This window comes from Planctomyces sp. SH-PL14 (genome assembly GCF_001610835.1).
GTDB lineage: Bacteria > Planctomycetota > Planctomycetia > Planctomycetales > Planctomycetaceae > Planctomyces_A.
This window is the reverse complement of record NZ_CP011270.1, coordinates 2,979,444-3,004,551: the sequence shown is the minus strand read 5'-3', so window position 1 is coordinate 3,004,551 and position 25,108 is coordinate 2,979,444. Positions and strand designations below refer to the sequence as shown.

The window sequence follows — 25,108 nt, the reverse complement described above, 5'->3', positions numbered from 1 at the left end:
GTGCGGTGACCGCTGCGGGGCGCCTCGTCCCACTTCCGATGAGACTGACCAGGCGGCTTCTCAGTCGATTCCGGCAGTGTCGTGCGACGTGGTCTTGGGATGAGGCGGCCTTGGCCGTTAGCGCCGCCGCAGTCTCAGGAATTAGGCCGGCGAAGGGTGAGGGACGTTGCGCGAGGCAAGAGCGACAGGCGACGCATGGCGGGTCGGCCGTCACTGTCTGAACCCGTGCCGATCAAGCCTGTGTCTGTTTTCTGCCTGTTTTCCTGATCGCTTGAAGTTTTCGCAGCGGACCCGAATTTGCCGTATATGGCTGAAACATCAGCCTGTTGCGGTTTTTCCGGCTCTTCTTGCGGGGGACTCGCAACGGTTTCGGGAGGGTAAATGAGATTGACGGCAAAATTGATCACATACGACCTTACGTCGGCAGACCAGCGCTGGTCTGACCACGGAAGGTCACCGTACTCGGCACGATGATGCGTATGGGTTGCAATTCCGCAACGTCTGGGTCACCATTCGCCCCCACTTGGACTCTCACTTGGCCACTGAGGGAATTTGATGGGGCAACCAGAATGGGGCCACGAGCCGTCCAGACGATTCATCGAGCCTGGGTACCTCAAGTGGAGAGGTACAGCGATGGTTTCCAGTCACGATAGCGGTTATATCGAACTCGGTAATGAGAAGTCGCTCGGGGAGATGTCGCGAGACGACTTCCTTTCGAAGTACGACGGTTTCTCCCAGTTACTGGTCCGGCTGCGAGACAACACCGTCGTCGGTGCGATCCGAAAGGGAGGGCGGGAGGATCTGCTGAATTCCGCCCCTGCTAATCTCCAAGCAGCGATGCACGAGTATGGGGTCTATCCCGGTCCTGCTCCGCTGAAAGAGATCGAAGAAGGATACCAGGGCTTCCGAAATCGGATCGCGGGGGGAGAGGGTCCAAGATTCCCTTGAGACTGTTCCGACACGAGTGGTGTTGCTAGCGGAGATATCGGAATCAATGCCAGACGTTACAGCGTTTGAGTCGAAGGCGGCCGGGCCGGCCTGGGGACCGCTTTACGTCGTATGGGCCTTATATCCTCATCCCCCTCACTCGCAGGGATCGCTCCCCGTCTTTTTTGATCCCCATGATCTGGAGATCTCATCGCTCCAGAATCAGCGGCGACACTGTTTCGGGGCCGACATGGCGCAGCTCTATGACGTGGACAACAAGAAGAAGACGAACGATTCGCTGACCCTCTATATCCGCTGCGTCCAGCCGGGCGATGTCCGCCCGGTTGTGATTGAGGCCAACGACGTCATCGTCTTTCCGAAGAAGTTCACCGCTTTCGACAGTTTTATCTGCCTCAGCGCCTATTCAATCTACGACGCGCTTCACGAGACAACCCGTCTGCCTCCGCCTTCCTTCGTGCCCGGCGTTCCCAATCCTAAGCCGCTTCAGCGGACGTTTGTTTGTAACACCCATCACACATCGAACGGTGCGAAGCACGACTGTGTCCATTGGAATGCGCCGGGCACTAGCCTCTGGGTTCCCTGACCACCGGTTTCCGGTTGGGCCCGTGCGAGACGCCAGTTCGCGGGGGTCGGTCCGGCAGAGTGGGAATCTCGCACTGCGATAGAAACAGAGTGCAGGGTGTAACCCTGCACTCTCACGGAGTGCCGCAGGTCCGCGGCACACTCCCGAAGCAAGGACGCTGGAGCGCATGAAGGCTCGCAACGGCGGGGTGGCACTGACGGCCGCGTGGCACGGCTCTGTGAGCCCGTGGCGAGTAACGCTGGGCGGCGGGGTGGCATGGCCGCCGGGGCCAGACTTGGGTGCCATGCCCATGGCTCTGCATGGGCATGAAAGTTAGATCACCCCTCGCACGCGCATTCATGGCCCCAGGCGTTCACGAAAGCGAGCGAACCAATAGAACAATCCCTGACAAAATCTGCCCTAAGCCCAGAACCGCCACCGGGAGCCGAATGAGCGGGAACCCGGGGGCAAGGTACATGAGGAAAATCGACGCGCCACACGCAGCCACGGAAAACGTGGCAAACAGCGGCGAAATCCAGAAAGACATCAACAAGGCCATCGGCGACAGGACGACGATCGTCAGCACCGCACCATCCCAAAGATCCATTGGCAATGCGGCGAGAAGGCGATTCAACGCCGATGCCCGGCGAACGTCCTCAATCTGATCCGCCGCGAAGGAGAGGGGAGACTCCTCGATACGGCGGCGTACAGAAACGCCGATGCAGAGGCCGGCGGCATTGACGACCAGAATTCCATTCCACGTCCCGGCGACCAAGACATCCACGTAGTGGTTTCCATCTCGCGATGGCGCGGGGAGTCGCTGCCGCAGATGCTCAGGGAGTGGAAACGGGGACATCGTCATGTGGTCGCCGAATGGGCCAACCGAGCCGTCCTGCCAAGTCGTCGGTTCGCGAACGCGTTCCAAACCAGTTTCCCAGCTCTGTTGCGCGACCGTCAACGTTCGATTCGTGGGATCGGGCGGCAAGCCCTGCGAAATGACGGCGTCAGACATTGGTGAGTCCAATGGTGGAAAGCGAAAGCGGCGGCGCAGGGGACGACGCTTCCGCACTTCCAAACGGACTTGCCGCGGGACTCTTCCCGTCTGTCGTGGAAAAAGTGGCCGGGCGAAGGTCCCCGGCCTGGCGGTCGCCGTCCCGCGGAGTGGCACTGCTCGCGGGGTTGGGGTACCTGTATGCCCGAAAGGGCGAGCCCTCATTCGGCGTCGAAGCTTCGACGCCGTCGAGTGAAAGACCCCTTCTGGAAGAGACCGTCGATGGACCGCGTCAACCTGCGAGAGAAATTCGCCCTCTTCGCCGACCACTGGAGTCCCCGGATCGTCGGCGCGCTGAACGGCCAGCACGTCAAGCTGGCGAAGTTTCTGGGCGAGTTCGTGTGGCACCACCACGAGCATGAGGACGAACTGTTCCTCGTCGTGAGCGGCCGGCTGCGGATGGAATTCCGCGACCGGCATGTCTGGCTGGCCGAAGGAGAGTTTTTGATCGTCCCCAGAGGCGTGGAGCACCGCCCCGTGGCGGACGAGGAGGCGCACGTCCTGCTGTTCGAGCCCGCCTCGACGGTGAACACCGGAAACATTCAGGACGACCGGACCGTCAGCGAGCTCGAACGGATCTGACGCGGTCGTCGTCCCGCAGAGGCTTTGCGCAAGGGCGTGGTTCGGGCTGAGGCGACGGTCGTTCGTTGCGGTGACAGGAAGCAGCAGACGCCTGCCTTTCGAGAGACGTATTGAGGACTCCCCTCACCTCTGACGCTGGGATTGCTCAGGGACGCGTTCTTGATGTGGGGATCCTCAACGCCATCCCACAAAGGAACACCCGTTGTCTTCCACGATCCAGAATGAAAGTGCCTCCGGCGGCCAGGGGTCGAAACCCCTGGACCCCGGCGGGCGATTCACGATGGGTTGCGCTATGGACACCCAGCCGCCGGGCGCGCCGTTCGACTCCGTTCACGCGCGCCTGCCGTGAGCCCCGCGCGCCGATAGACCGGGAATGACAAGCTCACTCCCCTTCCATCGGCACACAAAATGAACCCCGAACTCACCCCCGACCAGCAAAAACTCCTCTCCGCCTACCGAGCCACCGGCCTCATCTCCATCGCCGCCCCGCTCGCCGGCGTCCCCCCCACCCTCCACGAAGATTCCCTCCAGACCTCCGAGACCTACCGCGAAGCCTTCGCCAGCGCCCAGCGGGACTCCGCCCTCTCCCTCGAAGAACAGGCCCGGCACCGCGCCCTTGTCGGCACCGAAACCCCCGTCTACCACGCCGGCGAAGTCGTCGGCTCCCGCCAGCACCGCTCCGACCGACTCCTCATCGCCCTCCTCCAGGCCAACGCCCCCGGCAAGTTCTACTGACCAGCTCCACCTGACACTCGCGCGATTTCCCCACATCGCACCGAGCCAGAAGCCCTCCGAACCGATGGATCGGTACCCCCTGGTCGGAACCACGCCATGCCCAAGCCCCTCACCCCCAAGCAGCAGGCCTTCCTCGAAGCCTACCGGACCTACGGCATCGTCCGGATCGCCGCCGCCAAAGCGGGCGTCTCCCGCGAACTCCACTACAACGCCCTCCGGATCTCCGAAACCTACCGCCACACCCTCGCCGCCATCGAGAAAGAGCACACCCTCCACCTCGAAGAACAGGCCCGAGCCATCGCCCGGAATCAGGGCGTCCCCGAACCGGTCTTCTACGGCCGAAAGCTCGTCGGCTTCCAACGCCGCTTCTCCGATAGGCTCCTGATCTGTCTTCTCGAAGCCAACAACCCCGAAAAGTTCCGCCGCCCCAAACCTGACACTCAGACGATTTCCCGCCCGCACCGAACAGCCCGTCCCCCTCGCAGACCACAGACAAGACGTCCCTCACCGACTCCGCCCCGAATCGGCCCCCTGACAGCCGAGCAGCACGCCCCCGCCTCGCTCCAGAAGCTGCACGCCCTCCGCCTCGAAGAAGAAGCCCGCACCATCGCCATCCAGGGCCTCCCCGAACCGGTCTACTACGGCCGCCAGATCGTCGGCGTCCGGCGCCGCTACTCCGACCGCCTCCTGATCTGCCTCCTCGAAGCCAACAACCCCGCAAAGTTCCGCCGACCCCGCACCCGGCGGCAAAAGCGGAAACCTGACAATGGGGCGATTTCTTCGACGCCCTTCGCGAACGTCGACGCCGAAATGCGAGCCCGGTCCTACGCCGCGGCGACGCGCCACCGAGGAAACCTCTGCTCACGACTCGAACCCGCAGGCCGCGAAGAGGTGAGGGGGGCATCTCGCACCGAGCCGCGTTCGGGCACTCACTCCTTCAGACATCTTCCGACGGCCAGGCCTCCGGCGGGCAAAGGGGCGTTGCCCCTCTGCACTCCCCACCAGGGCTCCCGCCCTGGACCCGGGGATCTTGGGGAAACGCGTTGTCGCGAGGCCATTCACTCCGTTGCGAGACCAACATCCGGAAGCCGGATCAGCCTCTCATGGAGAAACGTCAAAGTCCCCAACAGAACCGCCGCCCCCACCGGCACCGCCTCCAACCCCGCCCGCCCCGCCATCACGCCCAACACCCCGGGAACAGCCGCCGCTCCAATCATCGCAGCCCCCACCTGGAACCCGATCGCATGGGCCGACACCTGCGGCCCCAGCCGCCGCGGCGTCCGGGACATCAGGCACGGAAAGGCCGGAGCCAGTCCCAACCCCGCCAGCGCGACTCCCAGAAACGCGGCCTCGCCAGAAACCCCGCTCGCCAGCAGCATCGCTCCCGTCAACGCCCCCAGGAAGCAATATCGCAGCAGCCGGTCGACTCCCACCCGATCCGCGATGAACCCCGACAGCACCCGCCCCGCCCCAAGACACCCCCAGTACACGCCAACCGCCAGCCCCGCGGTTCTCGCACCGACATGCCGCGACTCGGTCAGCACCGTGTACGTCCACTGACTGAAGGTCACCTCGAGCCCCGTGTACAGAAAGAAGATCGACATCTGCAGCCACACCGTCGAGCTCCGCAGCGCCACCCCCGCTCCGACGGGCAAGTGGGGAGACGCGGCGGGGGACGTCTCTCCCCAGGATCGATAGGTCATCAGGAACAGGATCGCCATGACCAGCATCGTCCCGCCGACCGCCGAGTACCCCGCGCTATAGGGACGTCCGCTGGACAGAAAGCTCGACATCAGGATCGGGCCGATCAAGGCTCCAAAGCAGTAGCAGGCGTGCAGCCAGATCAGATGCCGCGTCGGCATGTGGTGGGCGGCGTACCCGTTGAGGCCGGAGTCGATCGCCCCCGAGCCCAGACCATGCACCCACCCGCTGAGAATGAACGCCCCCCAGACTGGCGAGAACGCGAATCCATACATGGCGGCGGCCACGAGGCCGGTGCTCACGGCCAGAAGCAGGCCGAGCCCGACGGCATGCGTCAACCGCCCGGCAAAAAAGCTGCTGAGCAGGTACCCCAGTCCCGAGATCACCAGGACCAGCCCGACCGCCCCTTGCCGGAGTCCAAACGTATCCCGGACCGAGGGCCAGGCGACCCCGGTGACGGCATCCGGCAGCCCCAGGCTGATGAAACCAAGGAAGGCCAGCGAGAGCAGGAAGACGTGGGGGCGAGCCCGTGCGGGGCGGTCCATGCTGACGAATCCCTTCGTGCCGCGCTTCCACCGGGTTGTCGACGCGTCTCGGAGGAAGACGTCCCGGCCGAGCGCAAAGACGCGGGTCCGAGTTGTCGCAGGGCTCGCCCAGCCCTGCAAGCTGTACCGGCGCGACATACGGTGTCGGGTGTGGTAGTCCCCCCGCCGGGGTCCAGGGGGCACCCTGGTAGGGGATGCAAGGGGGCAACGCCCCCTTGCCCGCCGGAGGCCTGGCCGTCGAGAGATGTCTGAAGGAGATCGTGTCCAAACGCGGACCCCGTGCCGTATGGGCCCCTCACCAACCCGCTCCGATCTCAGGGCGAGCGACTAGTCCTCAACGCCGGTACCACAAAGGGGACGTCCGTTGCTTACCACGGTTCCTCAGGGAAGTGCCTCCGGCGGCAAGGACGTGGTTCAAGTTTCCCACTTAAACCGACCACCACCCAGTGAACGCCCCCCACGCCGTCCGCCGCAGCGGAGTTTCGATCTTGAGCCGAGGAATGCCTCAGAACTACAGTCCCCGCGCGCGGCAGTCCCGGAAACCCACGGAAAATTCCCACGGCGAGCGTCTTCCGCCCGTCGGTGCCGCCGACTCGCGACCTGCCATGAACGACAACACCCCCCCGCTGGATGTCTCCAAGTCGTTCTGCGTCATGCTGCATGACGTGGCCCCGATCTACGCCTCGCACGTCGCCACGTTCACGGAGGCAATGGCCCCGCTGGTCGGGACCGCGATGTCGGCCGCCGTCGTCCCCTGCTGGGCCGGCGTCCCGCTCTGCGACAACGATCGCCCCTTCCTGGACCGGGTTCTGGCCGAATACGGGAACATTCAGCTCCACGGCTACGAACACTTCCGGCCCGGCCCCCGCGGCCTTCGGTCGAAGATCGCCGACGGCAAAGACGAGATGAACGGCCTCGACCCGGCCGAGACGGATCGCCGCCTCGCCGCGGGACAGGAGGCTCTGGAGCGGTGGCTGGGCAACCGGGCCTGCGGGTTCATCGCCCCGACCTACCAGATCGGCTTCGCCACGCCGGACCGTCTGGCGCGGTTCGGGATCCACTACACGGTCGGATACGGCCAGGTCACCACGTCCACGGGCGAGCGGCTGTCGCTCTCCAGCTGGTGCTGGGACATCTCGCCGATCCGCCTGCTGTGCCGCGCGGGATACCGGCTGGGGCAGATCCAGTACCGGTTCCGCAAACGAGCCCTGCCGTGCGTCGTCCTGCATCCGCTCGATCTGGAACGCGGGTTTCTCCCGCAGATCGTCAGGACCGTGCAGCGACTGCTTCGCGACGGGCGGCAACCGGTGCTGCTGGAGTCTTTGGGTTACGGGTCCGCGCCGCAGCGGGCCTCGGCGTAGTCATCTGCCCGGCGACATAGGTCGTCCCGCGCCAATGCGTCCGCGCCAGGCCGAAGTGGGACAGGAGGGCCCGGGCCGACGCGGCCATCACGAACAGCCGGCCGAGAGGTGCGAACAGCGTCGTCACGATCGGAGCCCCCACCATCCGGAACATGACCACGTCCATGGCGGTCCGGAGCGTGAACGCGATCGCGAATCCCGCTCCCGCCCCGTGGGTCAGCCACTCCACGCTTCCCGTGCGGATCGCCGTCGCGACGCCGAACAGCACGGCGCTGAGCGGCAGCAGGAACAGGACGGACATCCGGGCGAGCGTGATGGACAGTTGCGCGGGGGTCAGAGCCCCGTTGAAGATACGGCTCCAGCCGTTCCACGATTCCCGCAGCGTGCGGTAGGACGCGGTCTGGTAGAAGCCATCTCCCAGCGCCACGCCCAGCCGCAGACCGGAGCGTTTCGCCACGCGGGCCAGCTCGAGGTCTTCGCTGATTTTGGAACGGACCGAGCCCCATCCGCCGATTGACTCGAACGGAGCCCGGCGGACCATGATGAAGGCCCCGTTGGCAAAGGCGTCGGGCCAGCGGGGGTCACCCACCCGTTCCGGCCGCAGCCACGCCAGGATTGCCTCCGAGCAGCACGGGACGGCAACGCACTCCCGCAGCGACGTCATCGTGTACTTGGCGGCGATGGAGAAGAAGTCCATGTCGCGGCCCAGCATCTCCGTCGCGGTGGTCCGCAGGGCGGAAGGGGCCAGGAACTCGCAGTCGGCGTCGGTAAAGCAGATCAGGCTGCCCGTGGCCCGGGCCAGCCCCTGTTCCAGGGCATGGGGTTTGCCGAACCAGCCGGTCGGCAACGTCGAGACTTGCACGACCTGCAGGCGACCGGCGAACTCGAGAGCGAGCCGATCCATGATTGCCCCGGTGTCATCGGAGCTGCGATCGTTGATCGCGACCACTTCCAGATCCGGATAGTCCTGGCGGAACAGAGATCGGATGCAGGTTTCGATGCAGTCCGATTCGTTCTTGGCAGCGACGATCACGCTGAGCTTGGGAAGCCCGTCCGAGGGGGGAGTATCGGTCAGCGGCCGGAGAGCCGCCTGGCTGCGGCAGGCCGCCAGATAGACGGCGACGATCGCCAGCCAGGCGACCGCGACGAGCGAACCGAGGACAGTCAGCCCATTCGTATAAAGAACGCCCATGACCCGCACGCCTCGTCGATGGAACGGCAGATCGGGACTGGAGATGACGTCCTGGCTGCCACGACATCGGTATCACGTTCCTCAGAAAGAGGCGGCGAAAATGTCGGACCGGAGAAGCCCGATCGGAAATCACGCCGAAAGCTGTAGCGTCTTTCCCGAGTTTGCCGGTGACGTAGGGCGTGCTGGCGGCGTTACCGGAGCATCCGTCTGGCCCCGGTGGGCCAGCGCGACGCGATCAGTCCACCGGCTGGGTCGCTGTGTTGGTCGCGGAGCGAAACCCACCGTCGAACGTGATCGCGTAGTCAACTCGAACGAGTCAAATGGCGCGTCCGGAAATCCGCGCGAACCGGAACAGCGATCGACGTGTCCGGATCGGACTCCACGTTTCGTTCCCCCCGAGATGGACATGATTCACCCGACGACCGCTGTCGACACTGCCGCGTTTCCCGCCCTGTCGTCCCGTCGTCGGAAGGATCCTCTCCATGCCTGCTTCCATCACCCTCTCCGGGGTCTCGTGGTCCGTTCCCGGCCATCCTCCGCTCTTCGCTGAACTCAATCTGAACGTCGGCCCGTCCCGAACCGGGCTTGTCGGTCGGAACGGCGTCGGAAAAACGACGCTCCTGAAACTGATCGCCGGCGAACTCTCCCCGCAGGCCGGCGGCGTCTCCGTCCGCGGCCGACTCGGACGCCTCCGCCAATCGGTCCAGATCGCTCCGGAGGAAACCGTCGCCGACCTGTTCGGCACAACCGCGTCGCTCGCCCTGCTGGCCCGCGCCGAACAGGGTGAAGCAACCGAAGCCGAACTCGCCGACGCCGACTGGACGCTCGACTCCCGCATGTCGACGGCCCTCGGCCGCGTGGGACTCGAACCGTCCCCGCAGACTCACCTCGCCACCCTCTCGGGCGGACAACGGACGCGCGTCGCGCTCGCGGCGCTCATCTTCGGGGAGCCGGATTTCCTGCTGCTGGACGAACCGACGAACAACCTCGACCGGGAGGGGCGAAAGGCGGTGATCGAACTGCTGGCCGGATGGCGATCCGGCGCAATCGTCGTGAGCCACGACCGGGAGCTGCTCGAGACGATGGACGAGATCGTCGAGCTGACGACGCTCGGCGCGACGCGGTATGGCGGAAACTGGAGCGTCTACCGGGAGCTTAAGGCCCAGGAGCTGGCGGCGGCCCACCGCGATCTCACGGAGGCGGACAAGCGGGTGGCCGACATCAACCGGTCCGCGCAGGCCGCCGTCGAGCGGCAGGCGCGGCGGACGAGCCGGGCGAAGAAGAAGGCGGCGGACGGTGGAATCCCGAAGATCATCCTCGGGGGCCTCAAGGAACAGGGCGAGACGACGACCGCCGCCAACCGCCGGCTCGCCGAGCGCCGCCGCGAGGAGGCGCTGGACGAGGCAAAGTCGGCCCGCGAGCGAATCGAAGTCCTGCAACCGTTCACGGTCGAACTCCCACCGACGGAACTCCCGAGCGGCAAGGTCGTGCTGCGGCTGGAGCAGGTGACCATCGGCTACCGACCAGACCGGCCGGTGCTGCGGGACCTGTCGCTGAGCCTGATCGGCCCCGAGCGGGTGGCGGTGACGGGTCCCAACGGATCGGGAAAGACGACGATGCTGTCGCTGATCCTGGGAGAGCTGGAGCCCTGGTCGGGTGAGGTCCAGGTGTTGACCGGGATGGCGATGCTGGACCAGCGGGTGAGCCTGCTCGATCCGGCGCTGTCGATCCGGGACAATTTTCGGAAGCGGCAACCGGAGTCGGATGAGAACGCGTGCCGGGCGGCGCTCGCGCGGTTCCGCTTTCGGGCCGAGGCGGCGCTTCAGGCCGTCTCGACACTCAGCGGCGGAGAGCTCTTGAGGGCGGGGCTGGCCTGCGTGCTTGGAGGGGAGAAACTGCCGCCCCTCCTGATTCTGGATGAACCGACGAACCATCTCGATGTTGAGTCGATCGAAACGGTGGAAGCCGGTCTGCGGGCGTACGACGGGGCACTCCTCGTGGTGAGCCACGACGAGGCCTTTCTGCACGCGATCGGCATCACACGGCGTTTCGAGCTGCCCGCTCCTGCCGCTCCAGCTGGGTAAGCGACGACGAGCCACGGCGGTGAACTGCCACGCGCTCAGTCCATTGGCGCGCTCCGATGAAGCAACAAACGCAAGTCGTCCAGACTCACCGGCTTCACCAGATGCCCGTCACAACCCGCCGACCGCGACCGCTCCCGGTCACTCTCCTGCCCCCACCCCGTCAGCGCAATGACACGCATTCTCCGCCCCCACGCCTGCTCCCGGATCCGGCGCGTCGCATCCATCCCGTTCAGTCGCGGCATCCCGATGTCCATCAGGATCACATCCGGACGAAACGCCTCCGCCTTCGCCACCGCGTCCAGACCGTCAAACGCCAGCTCGACCTGATTCCCGAGCATCCGCAGCATCGCTGCCATCGAGTGAGCCCCATCCCGATTGTCGTCCACCACCAGGATTCGCTGCGGCCCGCCGTCGTGGCTCGCCAGGAAGATCCCCTTCTCCTCCGCCCCCTCCGCGTCGGCGGCGATCGGCAACCGCACGCAGAACCGGCTGCCGCGTCCGTCGCTCTCGGCGGTCACCGTCCCGTCGTGCATCTCGACGAGCGCCTTCACCAGCGCCAGTCCGATCCCCAATCCCCCCGTGTGCCGCTCGACCGTCCGGTCGACCTGGCTGAACATGTCAAAGATCGTCGCCAGCGAATCCGGCGGAATCCCGATGCCGTTGTCTTCGACGCACACCGTCACCTCGCCGACGGTCCGCTCCGTCGTCACCGCGATCCGCCCCCCCGGCGGCGTGTACTTGGCGCTGTTCGACAGCAGATTGCTGAAGACCTGCGCCAGCCGCGTGAGGTCCGCTTCGAGCGGAATCGGCTCCGCCGGGAGCGAGACCGTCAGCTCGTGCCCCGCCGCGTCAATCAGCGGCCGGGCGGTCTCCACGGCGCTGACGATCACCTCTTCCAGCGTCGTCCGCTTGAGCCGCAGCTCCATCTTGTCCCGGCCGATCCGCGAGACATCCAGGAGGTCGTCGACGATCCGGACCATGTGAGTCAGTTGTCGGTCCATGATCTCAAGCGACTCGCTCTGACCATCCCGATCGGGGGTCAGCCGCAGCACCTGCACGCCGTTGCGGATCGGGGCGAGCGGATTGCGAAGCTCATGCGCCAGGAGGGCGATGAAGTCATCCTTCTTGCGGTCCGTTTCCAGCAGCTCCTGCTCCATCCGCTTCCGGTCGGTGACGTCGCGCGTCGTCCCGGCCACGGCTTCCACTTCACCGTTCGCGCCCAGCACCGGGACGAAGATGTAGTCATAGACCCGCCGCCCCTCCGTCCCGGTGAACGGGACTTCGCCGCGGATCGCCCGCCGGGTCTCGCGGACCTGATCGATCTCGCGATTGTGCATCTCGGCGTGCCAGGGTTCGTACCCCAGCTCGAGGCACGTCTTGCCCTGCGCCTCGTCCCACGTCTTCCCCCACATCCGCAGCAGCGCGGCGTTGGCGTACGTGAACTGATAGTCGAGGTTGAAGACGTAGACCAGGTCCGGAGTCGTCGCCAGAACGGTCTCGTACAGCCGCTGCTGACGCTGCGACTCCGCCGTGACCCGGACCAGGTTCGCTTCCGCCCGCCACCGCTGTGTCAGTTCAATCCCCTGCACCAGCACTCCGGAGACGCCCCCCAGGACGTCCCACATCGGCTGGTAGACGAACTCCAGGATGTGCTCCTCCAGGTCGCCGGAGACCGCGTTCTTCAGCAGCACCCGGGCATCGGCCCCCGTGTAGGGTTCCCCGCTGCGGTACACCCGGTCGAGGATCTCGAAGAATCCCTGCGACGCGACCTCCGGCAACGCCTCGCGAATGGTGCGGCCGATCAGCGGCCGGCCGCCGACAAGATCGCGGTAGCGGTCGTTGGCCCGTTCGAAGACATGCTCCGGCCCGCGGAGGACCGCCATGAACGAAGGGGCCAGCCGGAACACCTCTTCCAGCCGGGCCCGCTCCGCGTGGACTTCGGCATGGAGCCGCCGCTCCGCCTGCGCCGCGCGAGACCGCTCCAGCGCCTCCCAACACCGGGAGACGAAGGTCGTGACGAGGCGGATCTCGTCCGGCTTCCAGATCCGCGGCGTCGTCTGGTGGACCGCCATCGCGGCGGTGAACCGTCCCTCCTTGTGAAGCGGAACGCAGATCACCGCGCGGATGTTCGTGGCCGCATAGGCCGGACGTTCGTCGGGGCCGATCGAAGGATGGGTCTCGGTGTCGCTCACGACGTACGGCTCGCTCGCCCTCATCCGGCGAACGCACTCGCTTCCAAAAGCGGCCACCGGCCAGCGCCCCACGATGCTATGGACCCCGATCGAATGATCCCCGGTGATCACGAATACCGACTCGTCTTCGACCTCCGCATAGGCGCACCGGTCGACCCGCAGGTGCTCTGCCAGCAGCCGTGCGCTCGTCGCCATCACCTCGTCCGGATCGGCGAGGGGCTGGGTCTCGTCGGCCAGCCGAGCCAGGATGCGGTGTCGCGCCTCGCTCTCCCGGAGCGAGGCTTCAGCCTCCTTGCGGGCGGTGATGTCCTGAACGACGCCGATCATCCGGAGCAGCGCCCCCGACGGGTCGTAAACGCCGCGGCCGTGCGCCGTCACCCACCGGACCACTCCATGGACCGCCGGGCTGAGCCGGTACTCGATGCTGTAGTCGACCCGCTCCTGGGCCGCCCGCCGGGCCTCGTCGCGGGCCCGGTCCCGGTCGTCCGGATGGAGCAGGACCCGCAGCTGCTCCCGGCCGTAGTCCTGCCGCGTGTCGATCCCATAGATCTCGGCGGCCCGCGACGACAGCCGCATGCGGTCCGTCTGAGGATCCCAGTCCCAGGTCCCCAGTTCCCCGGCGTCGAGCGCCAGGCGGAGCGTCTCCGTCAGCCGCCCCCGTTCCGCCTCGATCTCCTTCCGCTCCGTCACGTCCCACGTCAGTCCGGTCAGGCGGACCTGCCCGGTGTCCGGATCGCGACGGGCGGTGGCCCGTTCTTCGAGCCACGCGGTCCGGCCGTCGCGCGGACGGACGATGCGGAACTCCGTGTGCCAGCTCTCTCCGCGGCTCGCCGCGCGACGAACGAAGTCGGTATGTCGCTCGCGGTCCTCCGGATGAATCAGCCCCATTCCAAAGCGGGTGCTGTCGAGCACCTGCCCCTCCGCGAGCCCGAACACCTCGCCGGCGGTCTCGGACGCGCTGATCCAGTCCCGCACCGGATCCCAGTCCCAGGCGCACAACCGGGCGGTTCGCAGCGCGGACTTCAGCTGGTCGTGCGCCTCGAGCGTCGCCGCTTCGGCCCGCTTGCGATCGTCGATCTGCAGCGAAACGCCGGACATGACCGCGACCCGGCCGGTCGGATCGACCTCGCAGCTCCCCCGGACAAACACCCAGTGGACCGTGCCGTCGGGCCAGCGGACGCGGTACTCGATCTCGAAGTTCTCCCCGCGGGCCGACGCCGCGTCCACGACCTGCCGCCACCGCTCGCGGTCCTCGTCGAGGACCGACGCCGCCAGGTCCTCATAGGTGAACGGCTCCTCGGAACTCCGCCCGTAAAGCGACCGGCATGTCGCGGAGGAGGTCAGGACCCCGGTCCGCAGGTCGAGGCTCCAGGTCCCCATGTGGGCCGACTCGAGGGCGAAGCGGAGCCACCCCTCGCTCGCCCGCAGCGCCGCCTCGACGGACGCTCGCTCCTGCCGCTGCCGGGCTTCGCCCAGGGCCCGCTGAAAAGCGGAAGGGAGCCGGCCGATCCGCTGCTTGAGGACGTAGTCGGTCGCCCCGCGCTGCAGCGCCTCGACCGCCAGTTCCTCCCCCATGATCCCCGAAACGAAAATGAACGGGACGTCCGGCTGGTGCTCCTGCGCCAGATCGAGCGCGTCGAGCCCCTCCATGGACGGAATCTGGAAGTCGGACAGGATCACGTCGAACGGCCGGCCGCCGAGCTCCTCCAGGAACCCCCGGCGGTCGCTGACGCGGGTGATCGCCAGGACCAGTCCCGCCTTCTGGAGCCGATCGTGGATGAACGCGGCGTCGAGGTCGCTGTCTTCCAGATGCAGCACGCGCGGCGGGGCGCCATCGCCCGGGGCCGCCTGGGAATCGGCGGTGTCGGCGGCAGCAACGAGCGGACTGTTGGCGCGGCGAGTCAAGCGAGGCACCCTCCTGGTTCAGCTCCGGACGCCCGGCTTCATCGATCCCGGGGGAGGCTCGTTCAGCACCGCCCAGAAGATTCCGAGGTCCTGGACGGCGGCGATGAACTCCTTGAACGCCACCGGCTTCACGACGTACGCATTGACTCCGAGTTTATAGCTCTTCAGCAGGTCGCTCTCTTCGGACGACGTCGTGAGCATGACGACCGGGACGCGCTGCAGGGAGGGCTCGGCCTTGATCCGTTCCAGGACCTGCAGGCCGTCGATCTTCGGCAGCTTGAGATCGAGCAGCACGACCGCCGGATTCCCGATGGAGCGCCCGGTGTGATCTCCCTGCCGGAACAGGTAGTCGAGCGCTTCCTTGCCGTCGCGAACGGTGATGACCTCGTTGGCGAGGTTGCTTCGCTCGAGGGCCATGAGCGTCAGCTCGAGGTCCTTGGGATTGTCTTCGACGAGGAGGATCGGTTTCAGCATCGAACGGGTTGGCCTTCAGGGAAGGTCCTGCCTGGGAAGGGTAAAGTAAAACGTCGCGCCGCGGCCTTCCTGGCCTTCCGCCCACGTCCGTCCTCCGTGCCGCTCGATCACGCGCCGGACATTCGCCAGACCGATACCGGTCCCTTCGTAGTCTTCCCACTTGTGCAACCGCTGGAAGACGCCGAACAGCTTGTCGACGTACGCCATATCAAATCCTATGCCATTGTCCCTCACAAAAAAGACGTGCTCGGAAGTCTCGTCCCGGCAAGCAATTTCAATATGCGGATGCGGCTGCTGGCGGGTGTATTTCACGGCGTTGGCCAGCAGGTCGCGGACGGCCATCCTGAGCATCATCAGATCAGCCTGGACGGTCGGCAGCTCACCGATGGTCCAGACAATCTCACGTCCTTCGGACTCACGGGCCAGCCCCGCCTGGACCTCCCGGACGAGCGTCTCCATCGGAATCGAGGAGACCTGCAGCTCGGCGCGTCCCAGCCGCGAGTAGCCGAGCAGCTTGTCCACGAGCTGACCGGCGTACTCGCTCGACTCGATAATGTTGTTTACCCAGCGGTCCTCGGTCGCGGAGAGCCGCCCCGCCGCGCTCTCGCGGAGCATTTCGGCGTATCCCACGATATGCCGCAGCGGGGCCCGCAGGTCGTGGCTGACCGAGTACGAGAACGCCTCCAGCTCCTTGTTGCTGCGGGTCAGCTCCGTGTTGAGATCCGCGAGTTCCTCGGCCCGGCGGAGGACCGTCCCCACGATCGCATCGCGGAGCTGCCGGGCCCCTTCGATCTCGCTCGGGTTCCAGGGTGTCGCCCGGAGGCTGACGGTCTCCTTCCAGGTCTCGAAGGACCGCCGCGGGTGGAGAATCGTCTCGCCATCCACCGCCGTCACCGGCTTCGCCGGGTTGCCCCCCCACTGGACCGTCTGGATCACCTCAGGCCGGAACCAGAAGACGAAGCTCGGATGACGGCTCGAAATCCGGATCGCCAGGAGGCCGCTGGCGGTGTCGATACAGGACCGTCCCTCCGGCCAGACCTGAGAGAGCGAGTCGGTCGCGTAGACCTCCTCGTCCACGTGGTCGGCGGCCCAGGCGGCCAGCCGGCGGACCATCTCCACGGCCGGCGTCCGACCGACGAGCTCACACCCGTCCGCCGTCACGATCGCGGCCCCGGGGGCGTCGACGAGCCTCAGGAAGTCGTCCGAAAACTCCCGCAGCGCCGACGCAAAGTCCCCCCGTTCCGACATCACCCCCAGGAGCTTGGAATAGGTCGACTGGACCTGGACCTTCCGCTCTCCCTGCTCGGTCTGTTCGATCGCCGAGAGCCGCAGCGAGAAGGCGCGGGAGAGGATGTCGCAGGTGATCCGGTCCGGGAAAGAGACTCCCTTCGCGGCATGGTGGTGCGACGAGATCAGCCCCCACAGCTTCCCCCCCTTGAGGATCGAGACCGACATCGAGCTGGCGGTCTCCATGTTCCGCATGTACTGAACGTGGATCGGCGAGACGCTCCGCAGCGTCGAGAAACTCATGTCGAGCGGCTCCCCCGTCTCGGGGTTCACCGCGGGGACGATCGGGACCGGCTCGTACTGCGCGTCCGGGATCAGCCGGATCCGATTGATGCGGTAGAGTTCGCGGGCCTGCGCCGGGATGTCCGACGCCGGAAAGCGGTGATGCAGGTAGGACGGAAGCCGCCCGTTCCCATCCTCGCCAACGACGGTCCCGTTCCATCCCTCGTCGAAGCGATAGACGAGGACGCGGTCAAAGCCGGTGAGCCGCCGCACCTCCTCGCAGAGGAGCCCGGCGAGCTCGGGCGCCGTCGCCACCTCCTCCGCGCGGAGCGTGAAGGTGTCGGTACGGGCATGGATCGTCGAAGGAGATCCCTGCGTCCGGAACTCCCCGTCGGCCAGTTCCAGTTCCAGGACGATGCCGCCGTCCGACTCGTGGGCGATGGCGTGAAAGCTGTGCTCGGAGCGGCCGAGTCCCTCGAGGGTCGACAGGAACGTGGGGCGGGCCCGGTGCGGCGCCGCCAGCAGGGCCGGGCGGAGAGGCGCGACGCGGTCAGGCCCCAGGATCTCATCCAGAGTGCGGCCGAGGATCTCATCCGCCCCGCGGTCCAGCACCGCCTCGGCGTTCCGGCTGACCTGCAGCACCTTCAGGTCGCCGCGGCGGAGCACAAACAGCACCCCGTGGGGCTGGATGCTTCCGGCCAGGCGAATCGGCTCGCGGTCACAGTTCGAAAGATCGATCGTCGAATCGACAGGACGGATGGGCACGGTGACTCCTGACTCCCGAAGATTCTCGATCATACGAGTCAGGCCGGCCACTTCCACCCGCACGGACGCTCTCCTGCGGAAGAATCCGCAACCTCTTGCGGGGGAATAACTTTTGCTATTCCATCGCCCTAAGGGGCACCTTTCTGCCGGCTTGGCAAACGCGGTTGGTCGCAAGCGAATCCGGTACCCGCCTGGGAGGATCGTGCGGCCAGCGCCGTCCTCCGTACAAGGGAACCGCATTCCCTATCGGGAGGGCGAGGCTCCGGCCGAGCCGCGTCAGTGGCACCTGCGGACGATGAATCCTCGACGCAGAACAGGGACGGCGGTCTCGGCCCCCTCTCCCCCTCCCTGTTCTCTGTGTCGTCCGTTTCTCTGTGTTTCAAAACTCTTCCGGAAGAAGGAAACACAGAGGCACAGATATCACCGAGTAGAGGAGATCGGCTGGCGCGCCGATGGACGGGCGGGCGCAACAGCCTCATCAGGTTCCGCCGCTCGGGAAACCTGACAATCAGAGCGATTCCTTTGCCCCCTTCGCGAACGCCGCCACAGAGATGCAAGCCCAGTCCTACGCCGCAGCGACGCGCCACCGAGGAGCCCTCTGCTCAAAACACGAACCCGCAGGCCGCGCAGAGGTGAGGGGGGCATCTCGCACCGAGCCGCGCTCGGGGACGCCCTCCTTCAGACAACTCTCGACGACCAGGCCTCCGGCGGGCAAGGGGCCAAGAAGACAACACAGGCCCCCTTGCATCCCCCACCAGGGTGCCCCTGGACCCGGTGAGCGAACGACATCGAGCTGCACAAAGTACACCCGTCCGCCGGGCGCGCGCCCCTCTATTCGACAGCCCCCTCTACTTGCTGGCCCGCTTCGCGTACGTCCGACCCAGAAAATCCACAATCCGCCGCCGCAACTTCAACGAGTCCACCGCATTCGACTCCCGATACAAAACCTTCCCCCCGGGAGCCACCAGAATCGTGTACGGCACAGGACCCGACCACTCCCCGTCAATCGCCTCCGCCAATCGGTCCCGGTCCCCCACATCGGCAATGTAGTTCGTCACCGCCACCCGCTTCTCCTTCAGGACCTTCAGCGCATCCTCCCGCTGGTCCAGCTCGTCCATGCTGATCGTCACCATCTGAAAGTCCCGCCGACGATACATCCGGTTCATGGTCACGAACTCCGGCAACTCCGTCACGCACGGACCGCACCAGCTCGCCCACACATTGATGAGCAGCAACTTGTCCGTCTCGTTCCGAACCAGCGCCTTCAGCCCCGCCTCGTCGATCGCCTGCAGCTCGACCGGCTCCTGGTCCGCCTTCTCGAGGTAAGCCACCGCGTCCTTCCGCTTGTCCGACCACTTCGTCGAACACCCGAACGTCCGCGTCCGCTCCACCGGAACCGGCTTCCCCGCCAGTAGAGCATCGAGAGCATTCCGCGCATCATGACTCGTCGGCGGCTTCACCTCCCCGTCATCAATCCGGCCGCTGTACCGCAGCTTCCGATCCTGATCGAACAGAAACACGTGCGGCGTCGCCACCGCCCCGTAGGCCAGCGAAACCTTCTGCGTCTCTCCGTCATACAGATAGGGGAACGCAAACCCCCGCTCCTCCGCCCGCAGCTTCATGTCCGCGAACGAGTCCCCGACGTCGGTGTACCCCAGCTCGTCCAGCCGCACCGCCCGATCGTCGTTCGGCGAGATCGCCACCACCGCCACCCCCTTGTCCCGGTAGTCGGCATGCAGCGCGGCGAGCCGCTCCTCATAGGCCTGGGCGGTCGGACAGTGATTGCAGGTAAAGATCACCAGCAGCAACCGGCGATCGGCAAAGTCTCCCAGGGCATACGTCTTGCCGTCTACGGCGGGGAGCGAGAAGTCGGGCGCCGGATCGCCGATCTGCAGCGTCCGGAATCCCGCCGGGTCCGCGGCCCGAACGACCGCCACCACCGAGGCCGAAGGAACCAGACCCGCCAGGGCCCACAGGATCGCGAGAACAGACACCGAGCGCATGGGTTGGTCTCCGCAGGAAGTCCGCAATGGAAGGCCGCAGTGGAAGTCCACAGTCACAGAACGTCGGCCGGCGGCGGACTCCAGGTTCCGACCCCGAACCGCTCTCTCCTCCCTCTCCCCCTCTCGCTTTCCCTCATCCGTCGATCAGGGGAACTCCAGCCGGCAGTATCCCAGATCGATCCGATCGGGGCGCGTCCGACGATCCCCGGGGCGAAACACGGCGGGGGCCAAGCCGTAAAGATGCGTCCGCCCCCGCTCCGTCCGCCGCACAATCCCCGCCGTCAGAAGCGTCCGCAAGTGAAAGGAGACCGCCGAACTCCCCTGCTCGATCCGGTTCCCGATCTCCCCCGCCGACAGCTCGCCATGCCGCAGCAGGTCCAGAATCTTGAACCGGGCGGGGGCCGCCAGGGCCCGCATCATTCGCGAGTACGCGGCTTCGTCGAACCGTTCCACGGACATCCGGCGGATCCCTTCGCAACGCGTGTCGGAGTGACGGCCATTGTGGGGGCTCCGCCGAAAACACTCAAACGTCCATTTAACAATCTGCCGGAGACGATCCCCCCGATCCGTCCCCGCGTTCCCGTTTCAGGGGATCTGGTCCGGCGCCGGCAACGGCCGAAGTTCGAGCTTGCGGACGAACATCTCCGCCCCTTCGGTCTGCAGCAGAATCTTTCCCTGCCGGGGCAGGACCTCCGACGCGCGGTTTACGACCACGCCGTTCACGCGATAGACAAGCGTGTCGCCGCGGCAGAAGCACTCGAGCGTGGTCCACTCCTGTCCCGGGCTGTCGGGATCGGACTTCCCGCGGTAGCCGAGCGCGTCCTTCCAGTCCGGATCGCGGCCGAACCAGTTGATCCGCCCCTTCGTGAACCGCTCCGCCTTGCCATCCGCGGCCCAGGCCGGCTCGCCGTCACGGTCGCGCGTCACGCGGCTGGTGGCGGCCGCCTCCATCGTCTTCCCTTCGGCGTCCTTCCCCTGCAGGACGAGTATGTCCCCCACGCCCCCCTCGATGATCTGACACTCCACCGAAGTCATCCACGGCCCCGGCTGGGCCGCCGAGCCGCCGAAGTTCCCATCGGGCCCCTGGCAGTGCAGCAGCAGGCCCCCATCCCGGGCCTTGTCCTTCCGCGTCCGCCAGGTCGCCGTCCCCCACCGGTACTCCATGACCAGGTGGTAGTCGCGGTACTCCTGCTTCGTGATCAGCCCGCCGAACCCGTCGCCGGAGATCCGCAGGATGCCATCGGGCAGGATCGTGAACACCCCCCGCGGATCCTCGTACCGGTCATCGGTGAGCCAGGTGTACCACAGGCCGAGGTCCTTGCCGTTCACGAGCCGAACGGTCGAAGTCGGCGCGACACCGGGGGCCGCATCCGCCCGGGCCGCGGATCCGCGGCTCCCCGAAAACAGGACACAGCAGGAGACGAGAAGGAGTCGAATTCGTCGATTCAATGCAGTCGCTTTCAAAACACGAGGCCGAGTCGGATCGTTTCGGTCGAGCGCTGATTGTCAAACTTCCACTTGAATGTTTAGGCGATCCGGACAGGAGCCTCAATCGTAGCGGATCCGGTCTCGCGCGGAGACCGCGCTGCCCGCCCCCGCGAGCCGCGGCGAGATCTCGCGCGTCGATCCGCGTCGCGGCCGTCCCGATCCATGCCCGGACGATCCATACCGTCCCGATCTATAGAGTGCGGGAATCCCCTCCCCCTATGATGGACCTCCGCCTCCCCTCGACCCCCTCCGCCATCCCCCATCCCGTCACGCACCAGCATGTCCGAGTCCGAACCTCCCCGCCCCCCGCGCCGTCCCCGCTACCGCGGCACGCACCCCAGGGCCTTCGGCGAAAAGTACAAGGAGCTCCATCCCGACCAGTACGGCGACGAAGTCGCCAAGGTCCTCGAATCGGGCAAAACCCCCGCCGGCACCCACCGTCCAATCCTCGTCGAGGAGATCCTCGAAGTCCTCGCCCCCCAGCCCGGCGAGGTCGCGGTCGACTGCACGCTCGGCTACGGCGGCCATGCCCGCGCCCTCCTGGCTGCCGTCTCGCCCGGAGGACGGCTCCTCGGAATCGACGCCGATCCGATCGAGCTCCCCAAGACGGAAGCCCGGCTTCGAGAACTCGGGTTCCCGCCGGAAGCCCTCGTCGTGCGGCGGATGAACTATGCCGGCGCGGCGCAGTTCATTGCCGAAGCGGCCCCGGAGAGGGCGGACCTCCTGCTGGCGGACCTCGGGCTCTCGTCGATGCAGATCGACGACCCGGCGCGAGGCTTCACCTTCAAGGCGGACGGCCCGCTCGACATGCGGATGAACCCGTCGAAAGGCTCCTCCGCGGCGCAGCTCCTCTCCACCCTGACCCCGGACCGCCTCGCCCGGCTCCTCGCCGACAACGCCGACGAACCGCTCGCGGTTCCGGTCGCCTCCGCCATCCTGCAGGCTCACCGCCGGACGCCGCTGACGACCACGAGAGCGCTCGCCGACATCGTCTTCACGGCCGCCGCCCGCCTCCCCCGCGGCGAGGACGACGAACCGGAATCGACGGTCCGGCGGGTTTTCCAGGCCCTGCGGATCGCCGTGAACGAAGAGTTCAAGACCCTCGACACGTTCCTCAAGCGGCTTCCCGAGTGCCTCAAGCCGGGGGGCCGGGCGGCGATTCTCTCCTTCCACTCCGGAGAAGACCGCCGCGTCAAACAGGCCTTCAAGGAGGGGCTCCAGAGCGGCCTCTACTCGTCGATCGCGCCGGACGTGATCCGCCCCTCCCCGCAGGAGCGCCGCGCCAATCCCCGCTCCAACCCGGCCAAGCTGCGGTACGCCATCCGCGCCGCCACGACATGACACGCCAGGATGCCCCGCCCCGGTTTCCCTTCCGCCGCCGCTCCCGCCACTACCGGAGGGATGCGGAGGCCATCGAGGTCAGGCCCGATCCGCGTCGTCCCGAGGGAGGCGTTCCCGAACCCGACGCCGCTTGGGCCGGCAGGATCCCGCGTCCTTCAGAGGCATTCCTCGCGACCGGCCCCTCGTCCGCCTTCGCGCCGTTCCCCGCCATCATCGTCCAGTAGTGCTCGCGGATCTCCTGCGGGGAGAGAGCCCGCCGATAGATTGCCAGCTCGTCCACCATCCCCTGGAACTTCCGCATCGTCGGATGGAACCCCATCTGCCCCATCGTGAAGACATACGGATCGCTGTCGTTCCCCGCCGTCTCCGCCCCCCGGATGCTCCGGACCAGGGCTCCGTTCACATACAGCCGCAGCTCGTCCGGCTCCTTGACCACGACCACGTAAGTCCATTCGCCCGGCATGCAGGTGTCCCGCCCGAACAGGTTCCAGCCGAAGTTGTGGCCCCCCGGGGGGTGCCGGTGCAGGAACCGCACCACGCTCGGCTTGTGGACCATCTTCGTCCCGTGCGCGAGCTCGATCAGGGCCATGTGCTTGTCGCCCCCGCCCCGGAATCCCGGCACCACAAGGCTGGCGATCGACCCCCAATGGAAGGTCTCCGATTTCAACCACAGCTCGATCGTGAACGCCCCCTCGTTGATTTTCTCCAGCGGCGCGTCGGCCACGAGGTAGCGGGACCTCCGGGCATCCGAGAACCGCACCGCTCCGTCTTCGATCCGGATCGCCTCCGGCTCCGCGGGATCGACGACGATCCGTCCCCCCGGGCCGTCCCCCGCCTCGTTGCGGAGCCGCCGTTCCCCCGTCGCCGCATCGACCGGAGACTCTTCGAACCGCCAGTAGAGGAACGGCTTCGCCTCGCGGATCGACGCGGCATACGCCGGAGTCACGTTCAGCGAGCTGCGATCGATTTCGCGGACCGTCACGAACATCGAGTCCGGGAGATCGACGGCCCGCACCGACCGGGTCGACCGGTCGATCTTGACCGTCTCCATTTCCTTGAGCCGCTGGCTGAAGACCGTGCTTCCATCCTCGCCAAGGAGCGAGACTTCGACTTCGCCGTCATAGACCCGGACCTGGCTGTCTCCCGACCGGTCGACGTTCACGGCGAACTCCGTCCCCAGGTCGACGATCGCGGCATCCGGCGTCCCGAGGACGAACTTCTCAGCGCCGTCCGCGACCCGCGCCCCGACGGACCCGCTGACGAGCGTCGCCGCGGTGCTGGAGAGCAGATGCAGTTCGGCCGGGGCCTTCAGCAGCACGCGGGCTCCGGAGAGGAAATCGATCTGGACCTCCCCCTGGCGGAGCTCAAGGATCCCCGGCTTCAGGCGGGTCCCCATGACGAGCGGGCGGTCGCCGGGGGACTGGACGATCCCGGACGCGTGCGTGACGACGGCGGCATCCTCGAGCCCCTTGAGCCGGGCCTCCATGAACCGCGTCGGCTCGTTCCGTCCGGGAAGACGGGAGAGCCCCGCCACAATCAGGGTCGCCAGCGCGCCGAGTGCAACCAGTCCCTGTCCCCAACGCATCCGTCGCCGCCGGGCGGTCCCTTCGGCCGCCCCTTCGTTCGGATCGCCCGCCGGTCGGGGGAGATCCTCCCCGCGGAACGACATCTCCTCGTACAGCCCCGCCTCATGATCCATGTAGCGGACATACTCCGCCCGGGCCGCGGCATCGTCCCGCAGCGCGGACTCCAGCCGCTCGAACTCCGCGGGGGGGAGCGTTCCCTCCGCCAGTTGTCTCAAAACGGCCCGCCCCGCGGCAGGACCTCGAGGATCGTCGGAACGGCTCATGTCGCGACTCATGTCGAAAGTCCTTCCTCCGGACGGGGTGCCTGATGGGCCATCCGGCGCGTCACGCACTCCCAGACGAGCTCCCGAATCCGGTCCAGGCGGCGGTAGAGCGCCTTCGCGGTCTTCCCCGCCTCCTCGGCCAGGGTCCCGACCGACGAGGAATCGCAGTAGCGGCGGCGCAGCAGGCTCAGGTCCGCGGGAGCGAGCCGATCGAGACAGCTCCGCAGGGCGGCGCGGCGGGCATCCAGTTCCGGTTCGAGCTGCCCGCGGGTCTCGGCGATCAGGGCCAGCACATCCTCCCGGAAGACGAGCCGGTCCCGCGCCATCTCCTTGCGGAAATTCAGGACCTCGAAGTAGGCGAACCGGAGCGCCCACGGGAGGAACGGCCGGGTCCGGTCATACTGCGGAAAGTGCTCCCACAGCGTCGCCGCCGTCCTCTGCAGGATCTCTTCGGCGTCGTCGCGGCGAGGAATGAGGGTCATGATGTAACGGAGGAGCGCCCGGTCGTGCTTTACGATCAGGCCGGCGAACGCGCCTCCCGGCGGGTCGCCGTCCGGAAAGGAGGGAGACGGCGGCTCGGAGCCGGCGGGCTCCGCCGCCGCGCGGCAGCCTTCGGGATCGGTCAACGGTTCTTCGGTGGCGTGTTCGGGCGAGCGGGACGGGTCCATGAGCGATGACCGCGACGATAGAGAAGCGATTCATCCGAATGGTATCTCCACACGCGGCCGGAATTCCCCCCTCCCGTTCCCGAAATGCTTCCTCAAAACCAGAGCCGTGATTCGCGCGCTAACGGAAGTCTCCGCCACGCAACAGAGGCGCCG

At 66.7% G+C, this 25,108-nt stretch carries 18 protein-coding genes; 7 read left to right on the top strand and 11 right to left on the bottom strand.

Features of this window, described 5'->3' with window-relative positions; genetic code table 11:
* Window positions 1-633 precede the first annotated feature (633 nt).
* Together VT03_RS11685 and VT03_RS11680 are read left to right on the top strand one after the other, a co-directional pair.
* Window positions 634-948, top strand: a complete 315-nt coding sequence (locus VT03_RS11685) for a hypothetical protein (RefSeq protein ID WP_075093145.1) — start codon at window positions 634-636, stop codon at window positions 946-948.
* A gap of 229 nt (window positions 949-1,177) precedes the next feature.
* Window positions 1,178-1,531, top strand: a complete 354-nt coding sequence (locus VT03_RS11680; RefSeq protein WP_156514436.1) for a hypothetical protein — start codon at window positions 1,178-1,180, stop codon at window positions 1,529-1,531.
* 352 nt (window positions 1,532-1,883) lie between these two features.
* Here VT03_RS11680 and VT03_RS11675 read toward each other — a convergent pair whose 3' ends face one another.
* Entirely contained in the window at window positions 1,884-2,522 is a 639-nt protein-coding gene (locus VT03_RS11675) for a hypothetical protein (RefSeq protein ID WP_075093143.1), read from the bottom strand.
* Between the two features lie 261 nt (window positions 2,523-2,783).
* Between VT03_RS11675 and VT03_RS11670 the strand changes: the two genes are divergently transcribed.
* Together VT03_RS11670 and VT03_RS33420 are read left to right on the top strand one after the other, a co-directional pair.
* The gene (locus VT03_RS11670; protein WP_075093142.1) at window positions 2,784-3,143 is read left to right on the top strand and encodes a cupin domain-containing protein; all 360 of its coding nucleotides are present in this window, start codon (window positions 2,784-2,786) and stop codon (window positions 3,141-3,143) included.
* A gap of 408 nt (window positions 3,144-3,551) precedes the next feature.
* Window positions 3,552-3,878 carry a hypothetical protein gene (locus tag VT03_RS33420; RefSeq protein WP_156514435.1) on the top strand — a complete coding sequence of 109 codons (327 nt, stop codon included), beginning with the start codon at window positions 3,552-3,554 and terminating at the stop codon, window positions 3,876-3,878.
* Window positions 3,879-4,936: 1,058 nt separating this feature from the next.
* On the opposite strand, the gene VT03_RS11655 is transcribed toward VT03_RS33420, so the two are convergent.
* Complete coding sequence (locus tag VT03_RS11655) at window positions 4,937-6,124, bottom strand: MFS transporter (protein ID WP_075097069.1); 1,188 nt, start codon at window positions 6,122-6,124, stop codon at window positions 4,937-4,939.
* A 500-nt stretch (window positions 6,125-6,624) separates the two neighbouring features.
* On the opposite strand from VT03_RS11655, the gene VT03_RS33415 reads away from it, so the two are divergent.
* Window positions 6,625-7,485: a DUF2334 domain-containing protein gene (locus VT03_RS33415; protein ID WP_156514434.1), complete on the top strand. Its 861-nt coding sequence runs from the start codon at window positions 6,625-6,627 to the stop codon at window positions 7,483-7,485.
* Here VT03_RS33415 and VT03_RS11650 read toward each other — a convergent pair.
* The gene (locus VT03_RS11650; protein ID WP_075093139.1) at window positions 7,391-8,677 is read right to left on the bottom strand and encodes a glycosyltransferase; all 1,287 of its coding nucleotides are present in this window, start codon (window positions 8,675-8,677) and stop codon (window positions 7,391-7,393) included. The genes VT03_RS33415 and VT03_RS11650 overlap by 95 nt on opposite strands.
* 482 nt (window positions 8,678-9,159) lie before the next feature.
* Between VT03_RS11650 and VT03_RS11645 the strand changes: the two genes are divergently transcribed.
* Window positions 9,160-10,761, top strand: coding sequence for an ABC-F family ATP-binding cassette domain-containing protein (locus VT03_RS11645; protein ID WP_075093138.1), 1,602 nt, complete (start codon window positions 9,160-9,162; stop codon window positions 10,759-10,761).
* Window positions 10,762-10,796: 35 nt separating this feature from the next.
* On the opposite strand, the gene VT03_RS11640 is transcribed toward VT03_RS11645, so the two are convergent.
* The 6 genes from VT03_RS11640 to VT03_RS11615 form a co-directional block, all read right to left on the bottom strand.
* The gene (locus VT03_RS11640; RefSeq protein WP_075093137.1) at window positions 10,797-14,858 is read right to left on the bottom strand and encodes a PAS domain S-box protein; all 4,062 of its coding nucleotides are present in this window, start codon (window positions 14,856-14,858) and stop codon (window positions 10,797-10,799) included.
* Window positions 14,859-14,876: 18 nt separating this feature from the next.
* Window positions 14,877-15,332, bottom strand: coding sequence for a response regulator (locus VT03_RS11635; protein ID WP_075093136.1), 456 nt, complete (start codon window positions 15,330-15,332; stop codon window positions 14,877-14,879).
* Window positions 15,333-15,347: 15 nt separating this feature from the next.
* The gene (locus VT03_RS11630; protein ID WP_197489306.1) at window positions 15,348-17,606 is read right to left on the bottom strand and encodes an ATP-binding protein; all 2,259 of its coding nucleotides are present in this window, start codon (window positions 17,604-17,606) and stop codon (window positions 15,348-15,350) included.
* Between the two features lie 848 nt (window positions 17,607-18,454).
* Complete coding sequence (locus tag VT03_RS11625) at window positions 18,455-19,609, bottom strand: redoxin family protein (protein WP_075093134.1); 1,155 nt, start codon at window positions 19,607-19,609, stop codon at window positions 18,455-18,457.
* Window positions 19,610-19,753: 144 nt separating this feature from the next.
* On the bottom strand, window positions 19,754-20,068 hold the full coding sequence (locus VT03_RS11620; RefSeq protein WP_075093133.1) for an ArsR/SmtB family transcription factor: 315 nt from the start codon (window positions 20,066-20,068) through the stop codon (window positions 19,754-19,756).
* A gap of 126 nt (window positions 20,069-20,194) precedes the next feature.
* Window positions 20,195-21,058, bottom strand: a complete 864-nt coding sequence (locus tag VT03_RS11615; RefSeq protein WP_197489305.1) for a DUF1080 domain-containing protein — start codon at window positions 21,056-21,058, stop codon at window positions 20,195-20,197.
* A 318-nt stretch (window positions 21,059-21,376) separates the two neighbouring features.
* Here VT03_RS11615 and rsmH point away from each other — a divergent pair, with 318 nt between their 5' ends.
* Window positions 21,377-22,438 carry a 16S rRNA (cytosine(1402)-N(4))-methyltransferase RsmH gene (rsmH, locus tag VT03_RS11610; RefSeq protein WP_075093132.1) on the top strand — a complete coding sequence of 354 codons (1,062 nt, stop codon included), beginning with the start codon at window positions 21,377-21,379 and terminating at the stop codon, window positions 22,436-22,438.
* 49 nt (window positions 22,439-22,487) lie between these two features.
* Here rsmH and VT03_RS11605 read toward each other — a convergent pair whose 3' ends face one another.
* Window positions 22,488-24,287: a LamG-like jellyroll fold domain-containing protein gene (locus VT03_RS11605; protein WP_075093131.1), complete on the bottom strand. Its 1,800-nt coding sequence runs from the start codon at window positions 24,285-24,287 to the stop codon at window positions 22,488-22,490.
* Between the two features lie 8 nt (window positions 24,288-24,295).
* Window positions 24,296-24,955, bottom strand: coding sequence for a sigma-70 family RNA polymerase sigma factor (locus VT03_RS11600; protein WP_075093130.1), 660 nt, complete (start codon window positions 24,953-24,955; stop codon window positions 24,296-24,298).
* Window positions 24,956-25,108 lie beyond the last annotated feature (153 nt).